We start from the raw sequence: 23,896 nt of genomic DNA on the forward strand, positions 1-23,896 counted from the left end.
TCGCCGAGCGTGACGTGACGGCGAAAATCCGCAAGGATTCTCGCCCTGAGAACACGCTCGGCGAAGGCTGCTAGACGGTAGCTAGCGGGCCGGGTTGCGACCGCTGAACGCGACCAGCTGCTCGAGCGCGCCGGCGTCCTCGGGCACGTCGACCGGGTCTGCGAATCCGGCGCCGCCGCGGAACTCGGGTCTGATGACCTGCCGGGCCAACCCCAGCACATACTCGGACAGCGGCACGGGCGCGTTGATCTCGTGCCCCACGGCGGTGGCGTAATCCCAGGCGTGGACCAGGAATTCGATCGACAAAACGGCGCACGCGCCCTTCGCGGGCATCTCCCCCTTGCCGAACGGCACCGACCCGTCCAGGCCGTGCCGATGCCAGGCGTCCAACGCGGGCCGGGCCGCGGTGACCACCTGCGCTTCCACCGAGTCGCCCGCGTCGCGCTCGGGGATCTGTGCGCCCACCATGCCGCCCAGCGCCGTGATCGACTTCAGCAGGTGATCGGTCAACTGCGCGACGTCGAACTCCGCGCACGGCGTCGGCCGGGACAGGTCGTCGGCCGCGATCGGGTGCAGCACCCGCTGCAACACCCCGAGCGTGTCCTCGGCGCTGTGCAGTTCGTCGGTGGGCGGGGAGTGCGGGCCGGGCCGCAAGTCAGGAGCCATGTTTGCCACGCTACGGTCTCGATATGGCGCAAGCATACGAATCCGTCACGGTGGAGACGAAAGATCACGTCGCGCAGGTGACGCTGATCGGGCCGGGCAAGGGCAACGCGATGGGCCCGGCGTTCTGGTCGGAGATGCCGGAGCTTTTCGCGGCCCTCGACGCCGACCCCGAGGTGCGTGCCATCGTGCTGACCGGTTCGGGCAAGAACTTCAGCTACGGCCTGGACGTGCCCGCGATGGGCGGCTCGTTCACCCCCCTGCTGGCCGGCGACGCGCTGGCCGGTCCCCGCGCGGTGTTCCACCGCGAGGTCAAGCGCATGCAGGGCGCGATCACCGCGGTCGCGGACTGCCGCACGCCGACCATCGCGTCCGTGCACGGCTGGTGCATCGGTGGCGGTGTCGACCTGATCTCCGCGGTCGACATCCGCTACGCGAGCGCCGACGCGAAGTTTTCGGTGCGCGAGGTCAAACTGGCCATCGTCGCCGACGTCGGCAGCCTGGCCCGCCTGCCGTACATCCTCAGCGACGGACACCTGCGTGAACTGGCGCTGACCGGCAAGGACATCGACGCGGCCCGGGCCGAGAAGATCGGCCTGGTCAACGACGTCTACGCCGACGCCGACGCCACGCTGGCGGCCGCGCACGCCACCGCGGCCGAGATCGCCGCCAACCCGCCGCTGGCCGTGCACGGCATCAAGGACGTCCTCGACCAGCAGCGCGTCGCCGCGGTCTCGGAAAGCCTGCGCTACGTCGCCGCCTGGAACGCCGCCTTCCTGCCGTCGAAGGACCTGACCGAGGGCATCGCGGCGACGTTCGAGAAGCGCCCGCCGCAGTTCACCGGGGAGTGATCCGGCGCCACGTACCCTCGCTGAGGTGACGACACCCGACGGCAAGATCCGCCTCCCGACCGACTTGGACGCCGTGACCACGATCGGCGAGGAAGACCACTCCGAGATCGACAGCGCCGCCGTCGACCGGATCTGGGACGCCGCCCGGCACTGGTACGGGGCGGGCTTCCACCCGGCGATCCAGCTGTGCCTCCGCCGAAACGGGCGCGTCGTCCTCAACCGGGCCATCGGCCACGGCTGGGGCAACGCCCCGAGCGACCCGCCCGACGCCGAGAAGATCCCCGTCACCCCGGACACGCCGTTCTGCGTCTACTCGGCGGCCAAGGGCATCGCGGCGACTGTGGTGCACATGCTCGTCGAGCGCGGTGTCTTCTCCCTGGATGACCGCGTCTGCGACTACATCCCCACGTTCACCAGCCACGGCAAGGATCGGATCACCATCCGCCACGTGATGACGCACAGCGCCGGGCTGCCCTTTCCCACCGGACCGCGCCCGGACGTCACCCGCGCCGACGATCACGAATACGCGCAGCAGAAGCTCGGCGAATTGCGGCCGCTCTACCGCCCCGGGCTGATTCACATGTACCACGCGCTGACCTGGGGTCCGCTGGTCCGTGAAATCGTTTACGCGGCTACCGGCAAGGAGATTCGCGAAATCCTGGCCACCGAGATCCTCGACCCGCTCGGCTTCCGCTGGACCAACTTCGGCGTCGCCAAGGGGGACGTGCCCCTGGTCGCGCCCAGCCATGCGACCGGTCGTCCGCTGCCGCCCGTCGTCGCCCAGATCTTCCGCAAGGCGATCGGCGGGACCGTGCACGAGATGATCCCCTACACCAACACGCCGATGTTTCTCACCACGATCATCCCGTCGTCCAACACGGTCTCGACCGCGCACGAGATGTCGCGGTTCGCCGAAATCTGGCGTCGCGGAGGCACTCTCGACGGCGTGCGGGTGGTCAGCCCGGAGACGATGTACGGCGCGGTCAAGCAATGCCGCCGGCTGCGGCCGGATTTCGCGGTCGGGCTGCAACCGGCCCGGTGGGGCACCGGTTTCATCCTCGGGACGGACCGGTGGGGGCCGTTCGGGCGCCACGCGCCGCACGCGTTCGGCAACCTCGGCCTGGTCAACATCGCCATCTGGGCCGACCCGGCGCGCGGACTGGCGGCCGGCGTGGTCAGCAGCGGCAAACCCGGGCGCGACCCGGAAGCCAAGCGCTACACCGCCCTGCTGGACAAGATCACCGCGGAGATTCCCGCGGGTTGAGGGTGCCCAGCGGTGGGAACACTGCCCGCATGGCTACCTACCGAGTGCTCAACCCCAAGGGCGACGTCGTCGCGACCAAGGAGATCGACAGCGCCGACAAGGCGCACGCGTGGTTCGCCGACGAGGCGGTCGAAGGCAGCGAACTGGGCTGGCGCATGGAGGTCGAAGCCGACGGCGAATGGCGCTTCTTCGACAACAGCGAAGGCGATCGCAGCTACTAGTGTTTGCGTCCCGGCTCGCCGGGCACCCAAAGGCATGGACTCTGAACGCTTCCGCAAGCTGCTAGAGGCCCCCGCGCCATTCGCGTCGGTCTACTTCGACGACTCGCACGACACCCACGACGCCGAAGCCCAGCTCGAGCTCAAGTGGCGGGCGCTCAAGGAAGAGCTGGAAAGCCGGGGCGCCGCCGCGGCGGTGACCGACGAAATCGGGCGCGCCGTGCTGGATTTGCGGCCCCCGATCGGTCGCAGCGGCCGCGGCATCGTGGCCAGCGCCGAGCGTGTGCTGCTCAACGAGCACCTCACCCGGCCCACGGCCGAGACGGTGGTCCGCGTGTCGGAATTGCCGTTCGTCCTCCCGATCGTCGAGCTCGGCTTCGACTACCCCGACTATCTGCTGGCCGTGGTCGACCACACCGGCGCCGACATCACCACGCACGTCAACGGCGCCCTGCGGACGGAAACCGTCGACGGCGGCGGCTACCCCGTGCACAAGGCCGCGGGGGCCGAGACCGCCGGATACGGCGACCCGCAACTGCGCACCGAAGAAGCCGCGCGCAAGAACATGCGCGCCGTGGCCGACCGGACCGGTGAACTCGTCGACGACAAGTCCATCGAGGTGATCTTCGTCGTCGGCGAGGTGCGCTCGCGCTCGGATCTGTTGTCCGCCCTGCCGGATCGCCTGCGCGACCGGGTAATTCAGCTGCAGGTGGGCGCGCGGCACAGCGGTCACGACGACGAGGAGGTTCAGCGGGGCATCGAAGCCGAATTCGTCAAGCGCCGGTTGAAGGTGATCGACGACGCCGCCGCCCGATTCACCGCCGAGGTGGGGCGGCAATCCGGGCTGGCCGCCGAGGGGCTCGACGCGGTGTGCTCGGCCCTGCGCCAGGGAGCCGTCGACACGTTGATCGTCGGCGACGTCGGCGACGCCACGGTGGTGTCAGACGAGGGTTTGACGACGGTCGCGCCCAACGAGAACGTGCTGTCGGAACAGGGCGCGGCGCCCGCCAAGACGCTGCGCGCCGACGAGGCCCTGCCGCTGTTCGCGATTTCCGTCGGGGCGGCGCTGGTGCGCACCGACGAGCGGATCGCCCCGGCCGACGGGGTCGGCGCGTTGCTTCGCTACGCGCCGACGCTGCACCAGCCCGTCGACTGAACACCAGCGGTGGCGGAGGGATTTGAACCCCCGGACGGTGTTAGCCGTCTCTCGCTTTCAAGGCGAGTGCATTAGGCCGCTCTGCCACGCCACCGCTGCTAAGGGTAGCGGTGGTCGGTAGCGTGGCTGCCATGCGCGCCATCGTCGCCGAATCCCCCGATCAGCTTTCCTGGCAAGACGTTCCCGACGTGTCCGCCGGGCCCGGCGAGGTGCTGATCAAGGTCGCCGCCGCCGGTGTGAACCGCGCCGACCTGCTGCAGGCCGCCGGCAAGTACCCGCCCCCGCCGGGCGCCAGCGAGATCATCGGCATGGAGGTGTCCGGCGTCGTCGCCGAAACCGGTGCGGGCGTCACGGATTGGTCGGCCGGACAACAGGTTTGCGCGCTGCTGGCCGGCGGCGGCTACGCCGAATACGTCGCCGTCCCCGCCGGCCAGGTGCTGCCGATTCCCGCTCGGGTGGACCTCGTCGACGCGGCCGGGCTGCCGGAGGTGGCGTGCACGGTGTGGTCGAACCTGGTGATGACCGCCCACCTCGGCAAGGGCCAGTTGCTGCTGGTGCACGGCGGGGCCAGCGGCATCGGAAGCCACGCGATCCAGGTCGCGCGGGCCCTCGGCGTCCGGGTGGCCGTCACCGCCGGCTCGGCGGAGAAGCTCGAATTCTGCCGCGAGCTGGGCGCCGAGATCACGATCAACTACCGCGACGAGGACTTCGTCGAGCGGCTCCGGCAAAACGGCGGGGCCGACGTGATCCTCGACATCATGGGCGCCGCCTACCTGGACCGCAATATCGACGCCCTGGCCACCGACGGGCAGCTGGTCATCATCGGCATGCAGGGCGGCATCAAGGGCGAGCTCAACATCGCCAAGCTGCTGGGCAAGCGGGCGCGGGTCATCGGCACCACGCTGCGTGCCCGCCCGGTCACCGGGCCCAACAGCAAGACCGAGATCGTGCAGGCGGTGATCGGCTCGGTGTGGCCGCTGATCGCCGAGGGCCGCGTCCGCCCGATCATCGGCGCCCGCCTGCCCATCCAGCGGGCCGGCGAGGCGCATCAGCAGCTGACGTCGAGCAAGGTCACCGGCAAGGTCGTGCTGACGGTCTAACCGGCCCGCCGCGCTATCGAGGCCGGCCCGTCGGGTGTGCGCTGAGGGCTTCGAGCGTGCTGTGCGGGCGGCATTTTCGCGGCATCCGCGCCGTGAGCGCACACCGGAAGCCATGGCTGCACTCTCGAGCCCTCGCGCGAAGAGAGGCTAGCCCAGGGACGCCAGCGCGCGCACCAGCTGGTCCACCTCGGCTGTCGTCGAGTAATGCGCCAGCCCGACGGTCACCGCGCCGCCGACGTCGTTGACGCCCAGCACGTCCAGGGCGCGGGAGTTCTCGTTGGTGACGGCCAGCACCCCGTTGTCGGCCAACCGCTGCACCACCCGTTCGGCGGGCACGCCGTTGAGGGCGAAGGTGACCACCGGGATGCGCACCTCGGGGCGGCCGATCACCATGACCAACGGCAGCGACCGCAACGACACCATCAGGTAATCGAAGACCCGGTTCAGATACGACGTGGCCGACTGCATCGACACCGCCAGGCGTTCGCGGCGGCTGCCGCGCGCGGACTCGTCGAGCGCCGCCAGATACTCCACGCTGGCGACCACCCCGGCCAGCAGGCCGAACTGGTGCGCGCCGATCTCGAGACGCGCGGCGCCGGTCGCCTTGGGGTCCGTCGAGATGGAGCCGAACGAATTGAGCAGCGCCGGGTCGCGGAACACCACCGCGCCGATCGGCGGGCCGCCCCACGCCAGGGCGTTCACCGCCACCACGTCGGCGTCGGTCTCCTTGACGTCGAGCAACCGGTAGGGCGCCGCGGCGGAATGGTCGACCACCACCAGCCCGCCGACGTCGTGCACCAGCTTCGTCATCGCCCGCAGGTCGGTGACCGTGCCCAGCGCGGCGGACGCCGAGGCGACGGCCACCAGCCTGGTCGACTTTCCGATCAGGCCCTCCCACTGCCAGGTCGGCAGCTCACCGGTCTCGATGTCGATCTCGGCCCACTTGACCTTGGCGCCGTAGCGGTGCGCCGCCCGCAGCCACGGGGCGATGTTCGCCTCGTCGTCCAGGCGGCTGACGATCACCTCGTAGCCCAGGCCCGCGCGCGAGGACGACGCCTCGGCCAGCGCCGACAACAGGATCGCGCGGTCGGCGCCGAGGACCACGCCCGCCGGGTCCACATTGAACAGGTCGGCCACCGCCGCCCGGGCCGCGTCCAGAATGGCGGCGCTGCGCTGGGCGGACGGATGCGCGCCCACCGCGGTGGCGCTGGACCTGCGGAAGGCCGTCGAAACGGTGGTCGCGACGGAATCCGGGATGAGCATCCCGGCCGGCGCGTCGAAGTGCACCCACCCGTCACCCAGCGACGGATGCAGTCCGCGCACCCGGGCGACGTCGTAAACCATGCCAGCCACCTTAGAGCTTGCGCATTTCCGCGAGACTGTGACGGTTGCGGTGCCCGGAGGCGCTCGAGACTTTCCAGCCGACCGGTGGCTTCCCGAGGGCAGGACACCCGGCCAGCCATACTAGTCCAGTGGGCCTCTGGTTCGGAACGCTGATCGCGTTGTTCTTGCTGATAGCGCCCGGGGCGATCATCGCGCGAATCAGTCAGCTGAGTTGGCCCATCGCCGTCGCCGTGGGCCCGGCGCTGACCTACGGCGCGATCGCGCTGGCGATCATCCCGTTCGGCGCCGTCGGAATCCCCTGGAACGGCTGGACCGCGCTGGCCACGCTGGCCACGGTGTGCCTGGTGATGACCGTCCTGCAGCTGGCGCTCGGCCGCTACCGCGACACCGGGGCGGAGGCCCGCGGGATCGGCGGCTGGCCCGCGGCGACGGTCGCGGTCGGGGTGCTGGTCGGGTCCCTGCTGATCATGTGGGCGGCCTACCGCGGTCTGGCCGCCCATTGGCAGACCATCCCCAGCACCTGGGACGCCGTCTGGCACGCCAACGAGGTGCGGTTCATCCTCGACACCGGGCAGGCGTCGTCCACCCACATGGGCGAGCTGCGCAACGTCGAGACGCACCAGACGCTGTACTACCCGTCGGTGTTCCACGCGTGGGTGGCGGTGTTCTGCCAGCTCACCGGCGCGGCGCCGACCACCGGCTACACGTTGTGCTCGGTGGCGGCCTCGGTCTGGCTTTTCCCGACCAGCGCGGCGATGCTGACCTGGCGGCTGCTGCGGCCGCACTGGTGCGAATGGCGCACCGCCGGGGCGGCCGCCACCGCCGCCGCGCTGTCGGCGTCGTTCACCGCCCTGCCCTACGTCGAGTTCGGCGTCGCCGCCATGCCCAACCTGGCGGCCTACGGGGTCGCCGTCCCGACGTTCGTGCTGATCGCCTCGGCGCTGCGGCACCGCGACCGCATCCCGGTGGCGGTGCTGGCCTTCGTCGGGGTGATGTCGGTCCACCTGACCGGCGGGTTCATCGTCGTCCTGTTCGCCGTCGGGTGGTGGTTGCTGGACGTGGTGTGGCGTCCGGTGCGCGGCAGGCTCGCCGACGCCGCGACGCTCGCGGGCGTGGCGATCGCCACCGGGCTGATCCTGTTGCCGCAGTTCATCAGCGTCCGTCAGCAGGAAGACATCATCGCCGGGCACTCGTTCCTCACCCGCCTCAGCATGAAGCGGGGCCTCTACGACGCCATCTTCCAGCACTCGCGGCATCTCAACGACTTCCCCTACCAGTACGGCCTCATGGCGCTGGCCATCCTCGGCGGCGTCATCTTCGCCTACAAGAAGATCTGGTGGCCGCTGGCGGTCTGGCTGTTGCTGGTGGCGGTCGAGGTCGACGCGGGAACGCCGCTCGGCGGCCGGTTCGGCGCGCTGGCCGGCGCGTTCGGGGAGTTCTTCTACAAGGACCCGCGCCGGATCTCGGCGGCCATCACCCTGCTGCTGGAACCGATGGCCGGCGTCGCATTGTTCGTGATCGTCATGGCGGTGGTGGCCGGCGCCAAACGCGTCGCCGGCCGGTTCAGACCCCAGCCGGCGCCGGTGTGGGCGGCGGCCACGGCCGTCCTGCTGGTGGCGACGACGGTGTTCGCCGCGCGCCACTACTTCTATCGGCACCTGGTCCTGTTCGGCGACAAGTACGACTCGGTGATGATCGACCAGCGCGACCTGATGGCCATGGCCTACCTGGCCACGCTGCCCGGCGCCCGCGACACCGTGATCGGCAACGCCAACACCGACGGCACCGCGTGGATGTACGCCGTCGCCGACCTGCACCCGCTGTGGACCCATTACGACTACCCGCAGCAGATGGGCCCCGGCCCCAACCGGTTCGTCTTCTGGGCCTACGCCCGCAAGGGCGACTCCGATCCGCGGGTGGTCGAGGCGATTAAAGCGCTCAATATCCGGTACATCTACACCAGCACGCCGACGGTCCGGGGCTTCGCCGTACCCGACGGACTAGTGTCACTGGATAAATCGAAGTCGTGGGCGCTGATCTACGACAACGGTGGAGCCCGAATCTACGAATGGCGCGGAAGCGGTGCGGCGCCGCACTCTTAGTCCGCGAAGGATGGTGATGGATTGAGTACCCGCAACGACGATGATGACATCGAGATCATCGGCGGCATGGACCCGCGGACCACGGCGGTGGCGGAGGACGACTCCGACGAGCGCTCCCTGACCGATCTGGTTGAGCAGCCCGCCAAGGTGATGCGCATCGGGACGATGATCAAGCAACTCCTCGAGGAGGTGCGCGCCGCACCGCTCGACGAGGCCAGCCGCAACCGCCTGCGCGAGATCCACGCGACCAGCATCCGCGAGCTCGAGGAGGGCCTTGCGCCCGAGCTCCGCGAAGAGCTCGACCGCCTCACCCTGCCGTTCAACGAGGACTCGGCCCCGTCCGACGCCGAATTGCGGATCGCCCAGGCCCAGCTGGTCGGCTGGCTGGAGGGGCTGTTCCACGGCATCCAGACCGCGCTGTTCGCCCAGCAGATGGCCGCCCGCGCGCAGCTGGAGAACATGCGCCAGGGCGCGCTGCCCCCCGGTGTCGGCAAGCCGGGCACCGGATCCGGGCACGGTCAGTACCTGTAAAGCGAAGCACGGTGGCGGGTCCTCACATCGAGACGCACAACGCGTGGGTGGAATTTCCCATTTTCGACGCCAAGTCGCGCTCGCTGAAGAAAGCCTTCCTGGGCAAGGCGGGCGGCACGATCGGCCGCAACAGCTCCAACGTGGTTGTCGTCGAGGCGCTGCGCGACATCACCATGTCCCTCGAGCTGGGCGACCGCGTCGGCCTGGTCGGCCACAATGGCGCCGGGAAGTCGACTCTGCTGCGGCTGCTTTCGGGCATCTACGAACCGACCCGCGGCTGGGCGCAGGTCACCGGCCGGGTCGCGCCCATCTTCGACCTGGGGGTCGGGATGGACCCGGAGATCTCCGGTTACGAGAACATCATCATCCGCGGGCTGTTCCTGGGGCAGACCCGGAAACAGATGATGGCCAAGGTGGACGAGATCGCCGAGTTCACCGAGCTGGGCGACTACCTGTCGATGCCGCTGCGCACCTACTCCACCGGGATGCGGGTGCGGCTGGCGATGGGCGTGGTCACCAGCATCGACCCCGAGATCCTGCTGCTCGACGAAGGCCTGGGCGCGGTCGACGCCGACTTCATGAAGAAGGCGCAGTCCCGGCTGCAGAGCCTGGTGGAGCGGTCCGGAATCCTGGTGTTCGCCAGCCATTCCAACGAGTTCCTCGCCCGGCTGTGCAAGACCGCGATGTGGATCGACCACGGCGTGATCCGCATGGCGGGCGGCATCGAAGACGTGGTGCGCGCCTACGAGGGCGAGGACGCGGCCCGGCACGTGCGCGAGGTGCTGGCCGAGACGCGCTCCCTGGCGGACGCCGACCAGCCGCTGGCCCGAAGAGCATCCGTGGATGAGTGAATCCGTCTTCGCCGTCGTCGTCACCCACCGGCGCCCCGACGAGCTGGCCAAGTCGCTGGGCACCCTGAGCAGCCAGACCCGGCTACCCGACCACCTGATCGTCGTGGACAACGACGGCCCCGGCGACGGCCGGGTCTCGGACCTGGTGGCCGGCCAGCCGATCCCGACCACCTATCTGGCTTCCCGCCGAAACCTCGGCGGCGCAGGCGGTTTCGCGCTCGGCATGTTGCACGCGCTGGCCCGCGGCGCCGACTGGGTCTGGCTGGCCGACGACGACGGGCGCCCGCAGGACTCGCACGTGCTGGCCACCCTGCTGGCGTGCGCCGAGAAGCACGCGCTGGCCGAGGTGTCGCCGATGGTGTGCAATATGGACGACCCGCAGCGGCTAGCGTTTCCGCTGCGCCGCGGGTTGGTATGGCGCAGGCGCGCAAGCGAATTGCGCACCGAGGCGGGGCAGGACCTGCTGCCCGGGATCGCGTCGCTGTTCAACGGCGCGTTGTTCCGGGCGGCCACGCTGGAGGCGATCGGCGTCCCCGACTTGCGGCTGTTCATCCGCGGCGACGAGGTCGAGATGCATCGGCGGCTGGTGCGGTCGGGCTTGCCGTTCGGCACCTGCCTGGACGCGATCTACCTGCACCCGTGCGGGTCCGCGGAATTCCGGCCGATCCTGGGCGGCCGCATGCACACCCAGTACCCCGATGACCCCGCCAAGCGGTTCTACACCTACCGCAACCGCGGCTACCTGTTGTCCCAGCCCGGCCTGCGCAAGTTGCTGCTGCAGGAGTGGCTGCGGTTCGGCTGGTACTTCCTGATCACGCGGCGCGACCCGAAAGGCCTGGCCGAGTGGATTCGGTTGCGCCGCTTGGGCCGCCGCGAGCAATTCGGGCGAAGCGGCGATCGCGAGCGCGGCCGCGGCGATCGCAAGCGCGGCGTAGCCGGGCGAAGCGGGTCGTCGCGAACAGTCCAAGCGGGGCGAAGCGGGTCGCCACCATCGGACCCGGGAGGATCGGCATGACGTTTTTGGACGCCGCGGCCCAGTCGCGGACCTTCACCCGCGCCCGCGGCGACCTGGTCGCCGGTTTCCGCCGCCATGAGCTGTGGCTGCACCTGGGCTGGCAGGACATCAAGCAGCGTTACCGCCGCTCGGTGCTCGGGCCGTTCTGGATCACCATCGCGACCGGCACCACCGCCGTCGCCATGGGCGGCTTGTACTCCAAGCTCTTTCACCTCGAGCTGTCCGTGCACCTGCCGTACGTCACGCTCGGACTCATCGTGTGGAACCTCATCAACGCGGCGATCCTGGAGGGCGCCGACGTCTTCGTCGCCAACGAGGGACTGATCAAGCAGTTGCCGACGCCGCTGTCGGTGCACGTCTACCGGCTGGTGTGGCGGCAGATGATCCTGTTCGCGCACAACATCGTCATCTACGTCGTGATCGCGATGATCTATCCGAAGCCGTGGTCGTGGGCGGACCTCTCGGTGATCCCGGCGCTGGCGCTGATCGTGCTCAATTGCATATGGGTGTCACTGTGTTTCGGCATCCTGGCGACGCGCTACCGCGACATCGGCCCGCTGCTGTTCTCGGTCGTGCAGTTGCTGTTCTTCATGACACCGATCATCTGGAACGACGACACGTTGCGGGCGCAGGGGGCGGGACGCTGGTCGCGCATCGTCGAATTGAATCCGCTGCTGCACTATCTCGACATCGTCCGCGCCCCGCTGCTGGGCGCCCACCAGGAGTTGCGGCACTGGGCCGTGGTGGGGGCGCTGACCGCCGTCGGCTGGGTGCTGGCGGCGTTCGCGATGCGGCAATACCGCGCCCGGGTTCCGTACTGGGTCTAGCGCGGCGTGCGGAGCCCGGCAATCGAGCTAACCGCTCACATGTTCGGCGGCGGCATGTGCAGCCAATTCAGGGTGCCGCCGGCCTGTCCCTTGTACTGCGGGCAGTAGGCGGACACCGAGAGGCCGACGAAGAAGCCGGCCTGTTTCGGCGTCAGGTTGGTGTTCCTCATCGCCTTCATCGCGAGTAGGCTCGCCGGCTGATTGCTGTCGAATCCGGCGCAGACCGTGTGTGCCATCGAGATCGCGGTGTCGGGGTCGTTGATGACGATCCCGTTGTCCGCAAGACCCGACAGGAACGCGTCGTCGGCCGGGTCCGCCGCCGCGGGCGCCGCGAAAACTAGCGCGGTGGCGGACGGCAGGGCCAGGAGGGCTGCGGACCACTTCGGAGGACCGACGCTCATACCACCAACCATAGGCCGGTGGAAGGCATCGGGGGGCGGGCCACCGGCGCCCGGGTCTGGGTATCGCGCATCAAGGCGCGGGAGCCGCAATTACGTCGTCACCCTCATGCCCGCACCCGTTTAGGGGAAACACGGCGCGCGCACTTGCGATGCGGGAGTATGCGTTCGTGAGCGACGCCTCCGCCATCGGCTGCGTAGGAACCTTGACCGTGGCGACCCGCGGCGACCGCGGCGCCGGCGAGGTGCTGGTCACCGTCCGGGGCGCCAAGGAGGCCTTCCTGGCATGGTCCGACGACCCCCTGCCGAAGGGCGCCCAGGTGCTCGTGGTCGAAGTCAGGGGCACCCGGACGGTGGTCGTCGAACCCTGGCACGGCCTTGCCTGATCTGAATTGACGGCCCGGATCGCCCGAGATACAACAGCGAAACCCTGAGAAGGAGTCCCCATGCTCGGTTACAAGGTGCCCGCCCCCGACGAGGCGATGCTCATCTCCGGTGCCCGCACCAGGAGCAACGCCCCGTTCCGCGTCGTGACCGGCCACGGCGCCTTCATCCTGCCGGTCTTCCGCAAGGCCCGATTCCTCACGCTGGCGATGTGCGAGGCCGAGGTCGCCGAGAAGTGCGTGACCCAGCAGGGCATCACCCTCAACGTCCGCGCGGTGATCGCCTTCAAGGTCGGCAACGACACCGAGAGCATCATCAGCGCGGCGCAGCGATTCCTCTCCGAGCAGGATCAGATGTCGGTGTTGACCGGCCGCATCTTCGCCGGCCACCTGCGCTCGATCATCGGGTCGATGACCGTCGAGGAGATCATCCGGGAGCGCCAGAAGCTGGCCACCGAGGTGCTCGACGGGTCCAAGGAAGAGATGGCACGCATCGGCCTGACCGTCGACGCGCTGCAGATCCAGTCCATCGACGACGACGGGCTGGGCTACATCGACGCCATGTCGGCGCCGCACAACGCCGCGATCCAGCAACAGGCGCAGATCGCACAGGCGCAGGCCAACCAGGCGGCCGCCGAGGCCGAACAGGAATCCCAGCGCAAGCAGGCCGAGTTCGCCCGTCAAACCGCCATCGTGAAGGCGCAGTACAAGGCCGAGGTCGACAAGGCCCAGGCGGAGGCCGCGCAGGCCGGGCCCCTCGCCGAGGCCGAGGCCCAGCGCGAGGTGCTGCAGATGCGCACCGAACTCGCCGAGCGGGCCGCCGAGCTGCGCCAGCAGGAACTGGTCGCCGAGGTGGTCAAGCCCGCCGAGGCCGAGGCCGAACGCGTCCGGATCCTGGCGGTCGCCGACGCGGAGAAGATGAAGATCCAGGCGGAGGCCGCCGCGTCGCACAACCGGGTGGCGCTCGACAAGGCGCTCATCGACCAACTGCCCGAGATCGTCGAGAAGGCGGCCCGGGGACTGGCCAACGCGAACGTCACCGTGCTCAACGGGGCCGAGGGGCTCACCGAGGTGGCCAGCGGGCTGGTGGCGCAGGGCAGGGCGATCTTCGACGCCCTGCGCGGCACCGTCGAGTACTACGACGAGGAAGACGCCGCACCGCCGCTGACCACCAACTCCGACTCCGGGCACACCATCCGCTGAGCCCGACGCGCCGCTTGCGCGATAACGGTGGCGGGCGCCTCGCCGTGGTGCAACACTGGAACGCCACCCGAGCAACCTGGGCGAAAGGTCCCCTGACGTGAGCAAAAAGGTCCAATCAGCGGCGGATGCGGCAAAGGCGAACCTCGCCGCCGAGCTGGAGCGGCTACGGCAGCGGCGGGACCGCCTCGAGGTCGAAGTCCGCAACGACCGCGGCATGGTGGGCGATCACGGCGACGCGGCCGAGGCGATCCAGCGCGCCGAGGAGCTAGTCGGGCTCAGCGACCGGATCAACGAGCTGGACCGGCGCCTGCGGACCGGGCCGTCGCAGCCCGACGCATCCGAGACCCTGCCCGGGGGCACCGAGGTGACCCTGCGGTTCTCCGACGGCGAGGTGGTCACGATGCACGTGATCTCGATCGTCGAGGAGACCCCCGTCGGCCGGGAAGGGGAAACGCTCACCGCGCGCAGCCCGCTGGCCCAGGCCCTGGCCGGCCATAAGGCGGGCGACACGGTGACGTACTCGACGCCGCAGGGCGAGGATCAGGTCGAGTTGATCGCGGTCAAGCTGCCCCGCTGAAGCGTCGCGGGGCCGTCCGTCCGGCCCGGTTAGACTCGCCCGAATGGTTGCCCCGCTGCCCGATGCCGCGCCGACGGGTCCGCAGTTGAGTCTGACGACGCAGGTGACGCGGTTCGTCGTCACCGGCGGCCTGGCGGGGATCGTGGACTTCGGCCTGTACCTGCTGCTGTACCAGGCGGTGGGCGTCCAGGTCGACCTGGCCAAGGCCACCAGCTTCGTCGTCGGCACCATCACCGCCTACCTGATCAACCGGCGGTGGACGTTCCAGGCTGCCCCGAGCACCGCGCGCTTCGTCGCGGTCATGATCCTCTACGGCGTCACCTTCGCCGTGCAGGTCGGGCTCAACCACCTGAGCCTCGCGCTTTTGCACTACCGCGGGTGGGCGATCCCCGTCGCGTTCGTGATCGCGCAGGGCACCGCGACGGTGATCAACTTCATCGTGCAGCGGGCGGTAATCTTCCGCATCCGCTGACCCGGCGGTCGCAAGCGGTACCCTCTTTGACGATGTTGAGCACCGACGTTCCGACCACCACCACCCGGCTGACCGGCTTCGGCCGCACCGCGCCGTCGGTGGCCCAGGTGCTCTCGACCCGCGATCCCGAGGTGATCGCCATGGCCGTCGCCCGGGTCGCCGAATCCGGCGGCCCGAACGGGCGCGGGGTGATCGCCCGCGGGCTGGGCCGGTCCTACGGCGACAACGCCCAAAATGGCGGCGGCCTGGTGATCGACATGACCGGCCTGAACCGCATCCACTCGATCAGCGCCGATACCCGGTTGGTCGACGTCGACGCCGGCGTCAGCCTGGACCAACTGATGAAGGCGGCGCTCCCGTTCGGGCTCTGGGTGCCGGTGCTGCCGGGCACCCGCCAGGTCACCGTCGGCGGCGCGATCGCCTGCGACATCCACGGCAAGAATCATCACAGCGCGGGCAGCTTCGGCAACCACGTGCGCTCGATGGACCTACTCACGGCCGATGGCGCCGTCCGCACCCTCACCCCCGACGGTGACGACGCCGAGCTGTTCTGGGTCACCGTCGGCGGCAACGGCCTGACCGGGATCGTGCTGCGCGCCACCATCGAAATGACGCCGACGGAAACCGCGTACTTCATCGCCGACGGGGTGGCCACCAGGGACCTCGACGAGACGGTCGCCGTGCACCTCGACGGCAGCGAGGCCAACTACACCTACTCCAGCGCCTGGTTCGACCTGATCAGCCCGCCACCCAAGCTCGGCCGGGCCGCGGTCAGCCGCGGCAGCCTGGCGAAGCTCGACCAGCTGCCCGAGAAGCTGGCCAGAAATCCGCTGAAATTCGATGCGCCGCAACTGTTGACGGTGCCCAACGTGTTTCCCGTCAGCGCGATGAACAAGCTCTCCTTCATGGCCATCGGCGAGGTGTACTACCGGCTGGGCGGCACCTACACCGGCAAGATCATGAATCTGTCGCAGTTCTACCACATGCTCGACCTGGTCAGCGGCTGGAATAACGCTTACGGCCCAATGGGTTTCGCGCAACATCAGTTCTTGGTGCCGCCGGACGCGATGGACGAATTCAAGGCCATCATCCGCTGGATCCAGACCCGCGGCCACTACTCGGCGCTGAACGTGTTCAAACTGTTCGGCCCGGGCAACCGCGCACCGCTGAGCTTCCCGATGGCCGGGTGGAACGTGGCGATGGACTTCCCCAACAAGCCGGGCATCAACGAGTTCCTCAACGAACTCGACAGGCGCGTCCTGGAATTCGGTGGCCGGGTCTACACCGCAAAGGATTCGCGCGCGAGCGCCGAGACCTTCCACGCCATGTACCCACGCATCGACGAGTGGATCGCGGTGCGCCGCAAGGTGGATCCCGCAGGGGTGTTCGCCTCGGACATGGCCCGACGTTTGGAGCTGTTGTAAATGGTGCGCCAATGGTTTTAGACGCCGTGGGGAATCCGCAGACCATCCTGTTGCTCGGCGGTACCTCAGAGATCGGGCTGGCCATCTGCGAGCGCTACCTGCAGAACGCGCACGCCCGCATCGTGCTGGCCGCCATGCCGACCGACCCGGGGCGCGACGCCGCCGTCGCCCAGATGAAGGCCGCGGGCGCGCGGTCGGTGGAGCTGATCGACTTCGAGGCCACCGACCCCGACAGCCACCCGAAGATGATCGACGCGGCCTTCGCCCACGGCGACGTCGACGTGGCGATCGTCGCCTTCGGCATCCTCGGTGACGCCGAGGAGCTGTGGCAAGACCAACGAAAGGCCGTGCTGGCCGCCGAAATCAACTACACGGCAGCGGTTTCGGTGGGGGTTCTGCTCGGCGAGAAGATGCGCGCGCAGGGTTTCGGCCAGATCATCGCGATGAGCTCGGCCGCCGGCGAGCGGGTGCGGCGGTCCAACTTCGTCTACGGGTCCACCAAGGCGGGGCTGGACGGCTTCTATCTGGGCCTGGGCGAGGCGTTGCGCGAGTACGGGGTTCGCGTTCTGGTGATCCGCCCGGGCCAGGTGCGGACGCGGATGAGCGCGCACGTCAAGGAGGCGCCGCTGACCGTCGACAAGGAGTACGTCGCCAACCTCGCGGTGACCGCGGCCGCAAAGGGTAAGGAATTGGTTTGGGCGCCAGGGGCATTCCGCTACGTGATGATGGTGTTGCGACACATCCCGCGACCCGTCTTCCGCAAGCTGCCCATCTGATCATGCGTAACGCGCTGGCCACCCTCGGCCAGATGTTCGCCGCGGTGGCGGTGGCCGTCGTCGTCGCCGTGGTCTCGCTGACCGCCATCTCCCGGGTGCAGTGGCCCGCCTTCCCGTCGTCGAACCAGCTGCACGCGCTGACCACCGTGGGGCAGGTCGGCTGCCTGGCCGGCCTGGTCGCCGCGGGCTGGGCGTGGCGGCGGTATCGGTGGCTCGCCCGGCTGGGCGGCCTGACGTTCGTGTCCGCGTTCACCGTCGTGACGCTGGGCATGCCGCTGGGCGCGACCAAGCTGTACCTGTTCGGCATCTCCGTCGACCAGCAGTTTCGCACCGAGTACCTGACCCGGCTGGCCGACAGCCCCGCCCTGCGCGACATGACCTACCTCGGGCTGCCGCCGTTCTACCCGCCGGGCTGGTTCTGGATTGGCGGGCGGGCCGCGGCGCTGACCGGCACGCCGGCCTGGGAGGTCTACAAGCCGTGGGCCGTCACCTCCATCGCCGTCGCCGTCGCCGTCGCCCTGGTGCTGTGGTGGCGGATGGTCCGCTTCGAGTACGCGCTGATCGTCACCACCGCGACGGCGGCGGTGACGCTCGCCTACGGCTCGCCCGAGCCGTACGCCGCGATGATCACCGTGCTGCTGCCGCCGGTGCTGGTCCTGACGTGGTCCGGTCTGCGCGCCGCCGACCGCGAGCGTCACGCCAGCGTGGCGCCGGACGGCGACGGCCACGCTGACGTGACGCTCGACGGGAAAGGCGGCTGGGCCGCCATCGTCGGCGCCGGGCTGTTCCTCGGCTGGACGGCCACCTGGTACACGCTGCTGTTCGCCTTCGGCGCGTTCACCGTCGCGCTGATGGCCCTCTGGCTGGCCGCCCTGCGCTGGCGGCAGGGCGGCGCCAAGGCAGCGCTCGACCCGCTGCGCCGGCTGGCCGTCGTCGCCGTGATCGCCGCGGCCATCGCGAGCACCACGTGGCTGCCGTTCTTGTTGCGGGCGGCCCGCAGCCCGGTCAGCAACTCCGGCAGCGCCCAGCACTACCTGCCGGCCGACGGCGCCGTGCTGACCTTCCCGATGCTGCAGTTCACGCTGCTCGGGGCGGTCTGCCTGCTGGGCGCGCTGTGGCTGGTGGTGCGCGCGCGGTCGTCGGTGCGGGCGGGCGCCCTGGCCATCGGCGTGCTGGCCGTCTATCTGTGGTCGCTGCTGTCGATGCTGACCACGCTGGCGCGCACCACCCTGCTGTCGTTCCGGCTGCAGCCCACCCTGACCGTGCTGCTGGTGGCCGCCGGGGCGTTCGGCTTCGTCGAGGCGGTGCGGACGCTGTCCGCGCGGGGCCGGGCCGTGTTCCCGGTCGCCGGGGCCGTCGGCCTGGCCGCCGCGATCGCGTTCAGCCAGGACATTCCCGACGTGCTGCGCCCGGACCTCACCATCGCCTACACCGACACCGACGGCGACGGGCAGCGCGGCGACCGGCGACCCCCGGGCTCGGAGAAGTTCTACCCGGACATCGACCGCGCCATCACGACCGTGACGGGCCGGCCCCGCGACGAGACCGTCGTGATGACGGCCGACTACAGCTTCCTGTCCTTCTATCCCTATTGGGGCTTCCAGGGGCTGACGTCGCACTACGCCAACCCGCTCGCGCAGTTCGACCTGCGGGCCGCCCAGATCGAGAAGTGGTCCAAACTCAAGTCCGCCGGCGAGCTCGTCCACGCGCTGGACACCTGTCCGTGGCCGCCGCCCACGGTGTTCCTGATGCGCCGCGGCGCCAACGGCAACTACACGCTGCGGCTCGCCGAGGACGTCTATCCCAACCAGCCCAACGTGCGCCGCTACACCGCCGATTTGCGGGCCGCCCTCTTCGACAGCCCGCAATTCGTCGTCCACAGCGCCGGCCCCTTCGTGCTGGCCGTCCGCAAGCCGGCGGCAGGGCGCCCATGAGCACCGACACCTCGCCGCGACGCGCCGAAGAACTAGCATCAACCACCGTGACCGACACGGGAGCGAACCACCGGATCACTCGGTGGGTAGCTACCATCGCGGGGCTGCTCGGGGCGCTGCTGGCCATCGCCACCCCCCTGCTGCCGGTCAACCAGACCACCGCCCAGCTGAACTGGCCGCAGAACGGCGCGTTCGAAAGCGTCGACGCCCCCCTGATCGGGTACGTGGCAACCGACCTGAACGTCACCGTGCCGTGCCAGGCCGCCGCCGGGCTGACCGGCCCGCAGAACACCGGCAAGACGGTGCTGCTCTCGACCGTGCCCAAGCAGGCCCCCAAAGCCGTCGACCGCGGGCTACTCATCCAGCGCGCCAACGACTACCTGGTGCTCGTGGTGCGCAACGTCGCGGTGGTGACCGCCCCCCTGAACCAGGTGCTCGGCCCCGCCTGCCAGCGGCTGACCTTCACGGCACACGCCGACCGCGTCACCGCCGAGTTCGTCGGGCTGACCCAGGGGCCCAACGCCGAGCACCCGGGCGCGCCGCTGCGGGGCGAGAAGAGCGGCTACGACTTCCGCCCCCAGATCGTCGGCGTGTTCACCGACCTCACCGGGCCGGCGCCGCCGGGCCTGAGCTTCTCGGCGACCATCGACACCCGCTACAGCAGCAGCCCCACCCAGCTGAAGATGGCGGCGATGATCCTCGGGGTGGTGCTCACCGCCGCCGCCCTGATCGCGCTGCACCTGCTCGACACCGCCGACGGCACCCGGCACCGGCGCTTCCTGCCGTCGCGCTGGTGGTCGCTCAGCGGGCTGGACGCCCTGGTCGTCGCCGTGCTGGTGTGGTGGCAGTTCGTCGGGGCGAACACGTCCGACGACGGCTACATCCTGACCATGGCCCGGGTCTCCGAGCACGCCGGCTACATGGCCAACTACTACCGCTGGTTCGGCACGCCGGAGGCGCCGTTCGGCTGGTACTACGACCTGCTGGCGCTGTGGGCGCACGTCAGCACGGCCAGCATCTGGATGCGGTTGCCCACCCTGGTCATGGCGCTCACCTGCTGGTGGGTGATCAGCCGCGAGGTGATGCCGCGCCTGGGGCACGCCGTCAAACAGAACCGCGGCGCGGCGTGGACGGCCGCCGGAATGTTCCTGGCCGTGTGGCTGCCGCTCAACAACGGGCTGCGGCCCGAGCCGATCATCGCGCTCGGCATCCTGCTGACCTGGTGCTCGGTGGAACGCGCGGTGGCGACCAGCCGGCTGCTGCCGGTGGCGGCCGCCTGCATCATCGGCGCGCTGACCCTGTTCTCCGGGCCGACGGGCATCGCCTCGATCGGCGCCCTGCTGGTCGCGATCGGGCCGCTGCGGACCATCCTGAACCGCCGATCCAAGCTGTTCGGCGCGCTGCCGTTGGTGGCGCCTCTGTTCGCCGCGATCACCGTCACCGCCATCCTCATCTTCCGCGACCAGACCCTGGCCGGCGAGGTCCAGGCCACTGCTCTCAAGCGCGCCGTCGGGCCCAGCCTGAGCTGGTTCGACGAACACATCCGCTACGAGCGGCTGTTCATGGCCAGCCCCGACGGGTCGGTCGCCCGCCGCTTCGCCGTGCTGGCGCTGGTGCTCGCGCTCGCGATCAGCGTCGCAATGTCGTTGCGCAAAGGCAGGATTCCGGGCACGGCCGCCGGACCGAGCCGCCGCATCGTCGGGATCACCATCATCTCGTTTATCGCGATGATGTTCACTCCGACCAAATGGACCCACCATTTCGGGGTGTTCGCCGGGCTGGCCGGGTCGCTGGGCGCACTGGCCGCGGTCGCCGTGACCTCGGCGGCGATGCGTTCCCGGCGCAACCGCACCATGTTCGCCGCGGTGGTGCTGTTCCTGGTCGCCCTGTCCTTCGCCAGCGTCAACGGCTGGTGGTATGTGTCCAATTTCGGTGTGCCCTGGTCGAATTCGTTCCCTGCGTGGCATTACGCGTTTGCCACCGCGCTGCTCGGGCTGACCGTCCTGGTGCTGCTGCTGGCGGCATGGTTCCACTTCGTGTCGCCCGACAACGGCCCGCCCAGGACCCGCTACGGGGCACGCGTGGCACGAATCGTCCAGTCCCCGTTGGCCATTGCGACGTGGGTGCTGGTGGTATTCGAGGTCGCGTCGCTGACCCTGGCGGTCACCGACCAGTACCCCGCTTGGACGGTGGGTCGCTCCAACCTCGAGGCTGCTTTTGTTTTCAAGACCGGCCACACCTGCGGACTGGCCCAGGACGTGCTGGTAGAACAGGACCCCAACGCCGGGATGCTCGCGCCGGTGAGCGCCACGGTGGGTGACGCCCTGGGCGCGGGGCTGTCGGAAGCCTTCACTCCCAACGGGATTCCCGCCGACGTCCGCGCGGATCCGGTGATGGAACGACCGGGTGACCGCAGCTTCATCAACGACGACAAGCTGGTCACCGGCGCCGAGGCGGGCACCGAGGGCGGCACCACCCCGGCGCCGGGAATCAACGGTTCGGTCGCCAAGCTGCCCTACAACTTGGACCCGGCGCGCACGCCCGTCCTGGGCAGCTGGCGCCCGGGCATCCAGGTGCCCGCGCATCTGCGATCGGGCTGGTATCGGCTGCCCGCCCGCGACAAGGCGGGACCGCTGCTGGTGGTCAGCGCGGCCGGCCGCTTCGACCCCCGCGAGATCCAGGTCCAGTGGGCCACCGACGGCGAAGCGGCGGGCGGACACCCCGGCGGGTCCTTCCAGTTCTCCGACGTGGGCGCCTCCCCGGCGTGGCGCAACCTGCGGCTGCCGCTGTCGGCCATCCCCGGCAGCGCCACCCAGATCCGGTTGGTCGCCGACGACGAAGACCTGGCGCCACAGCACTGGATCGCACTCACACCGCCCCGGATCCCGCGGTTGCGCACGCTGCAGGACGTCGTCGGCTCCAAAGACCCGGTGTTCCTGGATTGGCTGGTCGGCCTGGCCTTCCCGTGCCAGCGGCCGTTCGGCCATCAGAACGGCGTCGACGAGACGCCGAAGTGGCGCATCCTGCCGGACCGTTTCGGCGCCGAAGCCAACTCCCCGGTGATGGACAACAACGGCGGTGGCCCGTTGGGCGTCACCGAGCTGCTGCTCAAGGCGACCACCATGGCCACCTACCTGAAGGACGACTGGTCGCGCGACTGGGGCTCGTTGCAACGGCTGACGCCGTACTACCCCGACGCCCAGCCCGCGCGGTTGGAGCTCGGGACGGCCACCCGCAGCGGCCTGTGGAGCCCCGCCCCGCTGCGCAAGAGCTGAGCACCGCTTGGATCGCCGGCGCTCTTGCCGGGTATCCGTAAGCCTATGCTTACCGTTCGTGGCCACTTACCAAAGCGGCGACGTCTGGGGGGCCCTGGCCGACGGGACGCGGCGGGCCATCGTGGAACGTCTCGCGCACGGCCCTTCGGCGGTCGGCGAATTGGCCCGCGACCTGCCCGTCAGCAGGCCGGCGGTGTCACAACACCTCAAAGTGCTCAAATCCGCCGGGCTGGTGCGCGATCGCGCCGCGGGGACCCGCCGCGTCTACCAACTCGACCCGACGGGCCTGCAGGCGTTGCGCGCCGACCTGGACCGGTTCTGGGCGCAGGCGCTGACCGGCTACGCCCAGAAGATCGACGAAGCGAAGGGAGAAAGCTGATGACACAACGGGTTCCGAACGTGGTGCACCACGTCGTCGTCAACGCCCCGATCGAGCGGGCGTTCGCCGTCTTCACCGAGCGGTTCGGCGACTTCAAGCCCCGGGAGCACAACCTGCTGGCCGTCCCGATCGCCGAGACGGTGTTCGAGCCGCGAGCGGGCGGGCACATCTACGACCGCGGCGTCGACGGCAGCGTGTGCCGCTGGGCGCGGATCCTGGTCTACGAGCCGCCCCGGCGCCTGGTGTTCACCTGGGACATCGGGCCCACGTGGCAAGTGGAATCGGACCCGTCGAAAACCAGCGAGGTCGAAGTGAGCTTCACCCCCGAGTCCGGCGACCGCACGCGGGTCGACCTCGAACACCGCCATCTGGATCGCCACGGCCCCGGATGGGAATCGGTCGCCCGAGGCGTCGACGGCGAGGCGGGCTGGCCGCTGTATCTGGATCGCTACGCCGCACTGCTGCCCGCCGGGAACCGGCGATGACGGCCACCCTGATGAGCATGGCCCGCGACGAGCGGGCCGAACTGGCAGAGTTCCTGGCCACACTGACACCGCAACAGTGGGACGAGCCCAGCCTGTGCTCGGGCTGGACCGTCAAAGACGTTGTCGCGCATATGGTCAGCTACGAAGAGCTCGGCACGCTCGGGCTGCTGAGGCGCTTCGCCAAGGGCTGGATCGTCCGGGCCAACCAGGTGGGCGTCGACGAGTTCGCGGGGCTGAGCGGCCAGCAGCTGCTCGACTTCCTGCGTGCCCATCTCCAACCGCGCGGGCTGACGGCGGGGTTCGGCGGGATGATCGCGCTCGTCGACGGCACCATCCATCACCAGGACATCCGCCGCGCGCTGGGCCGGCCCCGCCGCGTGCCGGCGGATCGGCTCGTGCGGGTCCTGGGCCTGCTGCCCGGCAACCCCAGGATCGGCGCCGGCCGCCGGATCAGGGGGCTGCGTCTGCGCGCCACCGACGTCGACTGGGAACACGGACGCGGGCCGGGGGTCACCGGCCCCGGCGAGGCGCTGCTGATGGCGATGGCCGGCCGCCCCGCCGCGCTCGCCGACCTCGACGGCCCGGGCCTGGACACGCTGGCCGCCCGGCTCACCCGCTGACCGTTGCCCGGCCCCGCGTCCTCATCGGACTAAACCGATTGTCCGACC

General features: G+C 69.8%; 24 protein-coding genes and 1 tRNA gene. 21 read left to right on the forward strand and 4 right to left on the reverse strand.

Annotation, left to right across the window (positions count from 1 at the left end; all coding sequences use genetic code 11):
- Window positions 1-81: 81 nt before the first annotated feature.
- Window positions 82-666 carry a TIGR03086 family metal-binding protein gene (locus tag HMPREF0591_RS02350; RefSeq protein ID WP_170826171.1) on the reverse strand — a complete coding sequence of 195 codons (585 nt, stop codon included), beginning with the start codon at window positions 664-666 and terminating at the stop codon, window positions 82-84.
- A gap of 23 nt (window positions 667-689) precedes the next feature.
- Between HMPREF0591_RS02350 and HMPREF0591_RS02355 the strand changes: the two genes are divergently transcribed.
- From HMPREF0591_RS02355 to HMPREF0591_RS02370, 4 genes are read left to right on the forward strand one after another with little or no spacing between them, the layout of a single operon-like run.
- Window positions 690-1,514: a crotonase/enoyl-CoA hydratase family protein gene (locus HMPREF0591_RS02355; protein ID WP_007166790.1), complete on the forward strand. Its 825-nt coding sequence runs from the start codon at window positions 690-692 to the stop codon at window positions 1,512-1,514.
- 25 nt (window positions 1,515-1,539) lie between these two features.
- Window positions 1,540-2,778 (forward strand): lipase LipE, encoded by a 1,239-nt coding sequence (gene lipE, locus HMPREF0591_RS02360; protein WP_007166791.1) that lies wholly within the window; start codon window positions 1,540-1,542, stop codon window positions 2,776-2,778.
- A 29-nt stretch (window positions 2,779-2,807) separates the two neighbouring features.
- Complete coding sequence (locus HMPREF0591_RS02365) at window positions 2,808-2,999, forward strand: hypothetical protein (RefSeq protein WP_007166792.1); 192 nt, start codon at window positions 2,808-2,810, stop codon at window positions 2,997-2,999.
- 34 nt (window positions 3,000-3,033) lie between these two features.
- Window positions 3,034-4,152, forward strand: a complete 1,119-nt coding sequence (locus tag HMPREF0591_RS02370; protein ID WP_007166793.1) for an Rv2629 family ribosome hibernation factor — start codon at window positions 3,034-3,036, stop codon at window positions 4,150-4,152.
- A gap of 7 nt (window positions 4,153-4,159) precedes the next feature.
- Here the strand turns inward: HMPREF0591_RS02370 and HMPREF0591_RS02375 are convergent.
- Window positions 4,160-4,246 (reverse strand) — tRNA-Ser (locus HMPREF0591_RS02375).
- A 37-nt stretch (window positions 4,247-4,283) separates the two neighbouring features.
- Here HMPREF0591_RS02375 and HMPREF0591_RS02380 point away from each other — a divergent pair.
- Window positions 4,284-5,252, forward strand: coding sequence for an NAD(P)H-quinone oxidoreductase (locus HMPREF0591_RS02380; RefSeq protein WP_007166794.1), 969 nt, complete (start codon window positions 4,284-4,286; stop codon window positions 5,250-5,252).
- Window positions 5,253-5,399: 147 nt separating this feature from the next.
- Here HMPREF0591_RS02380 and HMPREF0591_RS02385 read toward each other — a convergent pair whose 3' ends face one another.
- The gene (locus HMPREF0591_RS02385) at window positions 5,400-6,596 is read right to left on the reverse strand and encodes a cysteine desulfurase-like protein (protein WP_007166795.1); all 1,197 of its coding nucleotides are present in this window, start codon (window positions 6,594-6,596) and stop codon (window positions 5,400-5,402) included.
- Window positions 6,597-6,724: 128 nt separating this feature from the next.
- Here HMPREF0591_RS02385 and HMPREF0591_RS02390 point away from each other — a divergent pair, with 128 nt between their 5' ends.
- From HMPREF0591_RS02390 to wzm, 5 genes are all read left to right on the forward strand, one after another.
- The gene (locus HMPREF0591_RS02390; RefSeq protein WP_007166796.1) at window positions 6,725-8,698 is read left to right on the forward strand and encodes a DUF6541 family protein; all 1,974 of its coding nucleotides are present in this window, start codon (window positions 6,725-6,727) and stop codon (window positions 8,696-8,698) included.
- Window positions 8,699-8,764: 66 nt separating this feature from the next.
- Window positions 8,765-9,229, forward strand: a complete 465-nt coding sequence (locus HMPREF0591_RS02395; RefSeq protein WP_244268824.1) for a bacterial proteasome activator family protein — start codon at window positions 8,765-8,767, stop codon at window positions 9,227-9,229.
- Between the two features lie 11 nt (window positions 9,230-9,240).
- A complete protein-coding gene (gene wzt / locus HMPREF0591_RS02400; protein WP_007166798.1) occupies window positions 9,241-10,080 on the forward strand; it encodes a galactan export ABC transporter ATP-binding subunit Wzt/RfbE in 840 nt (279 codons plus the stop codon).
- Window positions 10,073-11,095: a galactofuranosyltransferase GlfT1 gene (gene glfT1 / locus HMPREF0591_RS02405; RefSeq protein WP_007166799.1), complete on the forward strand. Its 1,023-nt coding sequence runs from the start codon at window positions 10,073-10,075 to the stop codon at window positions 11,093-11,095. The genes wzt and glfT1 overlap by 8 nt, the downstream gene beginning before the upstream one ends.
- Window positions 11,092-11,922: a galactan export ABC transporter permease subunit Wzm/RfbD gene (gene wzm, locus HMPREF0591_RS02410; protein ID WP_007166800.1), complete on the forward strand. Its 831-nt coding sequence runs from the start codon at window positions 11,092-11,094 to the stop codon at window positions 11,920-11,922. Before glfT1 ends, wzm begins: the two co-directional genes overlap by 4 nt.
- 35 nt (window positions 11,923-11,957) lie before the next feature.
- On the opposite strand, the gene HMPREF0591_RS02415 is transcribed toward wzm, so the two are convergent.
- Window positions 11,958-12,323: a DUF732 domain-containing protein gene (locus HMPREF0591_RS02415; RefSeq protein WP_007166801.1), complete on the reverse strand. Its 366-nt coding sequence runs from the start codon at window positions 12,321-12,323 to the stop codon at window positions 11,958-11,960.
- A gap of 167 nt (window positions 12,324-12,490) precedes the next feature.
- Between HMPREF0591_RS02415 and HMPREF0591_RS02420 the strand changes: the two genes are divergently transcribed.
- The 11 genes from HMPREF0591_RS02420 to HMPREF0591_RS02470 all read left to right on the forward strand — a co-directional run bounded on the left by HMPREF0591_RS02420 (window position 12,491) and on the right by HMPREF0591_RS02470 (window position 23,848).
- The gene (locus tag HMPREF0591_RS02420) at window positions 12,491-12,706 is read left to right on the forward strand and encodes a hypothetical protein (protein WP_083212199.1); all 216 of its coding nucleotides are present in this window, start codon (window positions 12,491-12,493) and stop codon (window positions 12,704-12,706) included.
- Between the two features lie 60 nt (window positions 12,707-12,766).
- A complete protein-coding gene (locus tag HMPREF0591_RS02425) occupies window positions 12,767-13,906 on the forward strand; it encodes an SPFH domain-containing protein (RefSeq protein ID WP_007166803.1) in 1,140 nt (379 codons plus the stop codon).
- Between the two features lie 97 nt (window positions 13,907-14,003).
- On the forward strand, window positions 14,004-14,483 hold the full coding sequence (locus HMPREF0591_RS02430) for a GreA/GreB family elongation factor (protein WP_007166804.1): 480 nt from the start codon (window positions 14,004-14,006) through the stop codon (window positions 14,481-14,483).
- A 43-nt stretch (window positions 14,484-14,526) separates the two neighbouring features.
- Window positions 14,527-14,955, forward strand: coding sequence for a GtrA family protein (locus tag HMPREF0591_RS02435; protein WP_007166805.1), 429 nt, complete (start codon window positions 14,527-14,529; stop codon window positions 14,953-14,955).
- Window positions 14,956-14,987: 32 nt separating this feature from the next.
- A complete protein-coding gene (gene dprE1, locus HMPREF0591_RS02440) occupies window positions 14,988-16,379 on the forward strand; it encodes a decaprenylphosphoryl-beta-D-ribose oxidase (protein WP_007166806.1) in 1,392 nt (463 codons plus the stop codon).
- Between the two features lie 11 nt (window positions 16,380-16,390).
- Window positions 16,391-17,155 (forward strand): decaprenylphospho-beta-D-erythro-pentofuranosid-2-ulose 2-reductase, encoded by a 765-nt coding sequence (dprE2, locus tag HMPREF0591_RS02445; RefSeq protein WP_007166807.1) that lies wholly within the window; start codon window positions 16,391-16,393, stop codon window positions 17,153-17,155.
- A gap of 2 nt (window positions 17,156-17,157) precedes the next feature.
- Window positions 17,158-19,089: a galactan 5-O-arabinofuranosyltransferase gene (locus tag HMPREF0591_RS02450; protein ID WP_007166808.1), complete on the forward strand. Its 1,932-nt coding sequence runs from the start codon at window positions 17,158-17,160 to the stop codon at window positions 19,087-19,089.
- Entirely contained in the window at window positions 19,086-22,364 is a 3,279-nt protein-coding gene (locus tag HMPREF0591_RS02455; protein ID WP_007166809.1) for an arabinosyltransferase domain-containing protein, read from the forward strand. Before HMPREF0591_RS02450 ends, HMPREF0591_RS02455 begins: the two co-directional genes overlap by 4 nt.
- Window positions 22,365-22,422: 58 nt before the next feature.
- Window positions 22,423-22,743, forward strand: coding sequence for an ArsR/SmtB family transcription factor (locus tag HMPREF0591_RS02460; protein ID WP_007166810.1), 321 nt, complete (start codon window positions 22,423-22,425; stop codon window positions 22,741-22,743).
- A complete protein-coding gene (locus HMPREF0591_RS02465; protein ID WP_007166811.1) occupies window positions 22,743-23,228 on the forward strand; it encodes an SRPBCC family protein in 486 nt (161 codons plus the stop codon). Before HMPREF0591_RS02460 ends, HMPREF0591_RS02465 begins: the two co-directional genes overlap by 1 nt.
- On the forward strand, window positions 23,225-23,848 hold the full coding sequence (locus HMPREF0591_RS02470; protein WP_007166812.1) for a maleylpyruvate isomerase family mycothiol-dependent enzyme: 624 nt from the start codon (window positions 23,225-23,227) through the stop codon (window positions 23,846-23,848). Before HMPREF0591_RS02465 ends, HMPREF0591_RS02470 begins: the two co-directional genes overlap by 4 nt.
- Window positions 23,849-23,896: the final 48 nt, after the last annotated feature.

The organism is Mycobacterium parascrofulaceum ATCC BAA-614, assembly GCF_000164135.1.
GTDB lineage: Bacteria > Actinomycetota > Actinomycetes > Mycobacteriales > Mycobacteriaceae > Mycobacterium > Mycobacterium parascrofulaceum.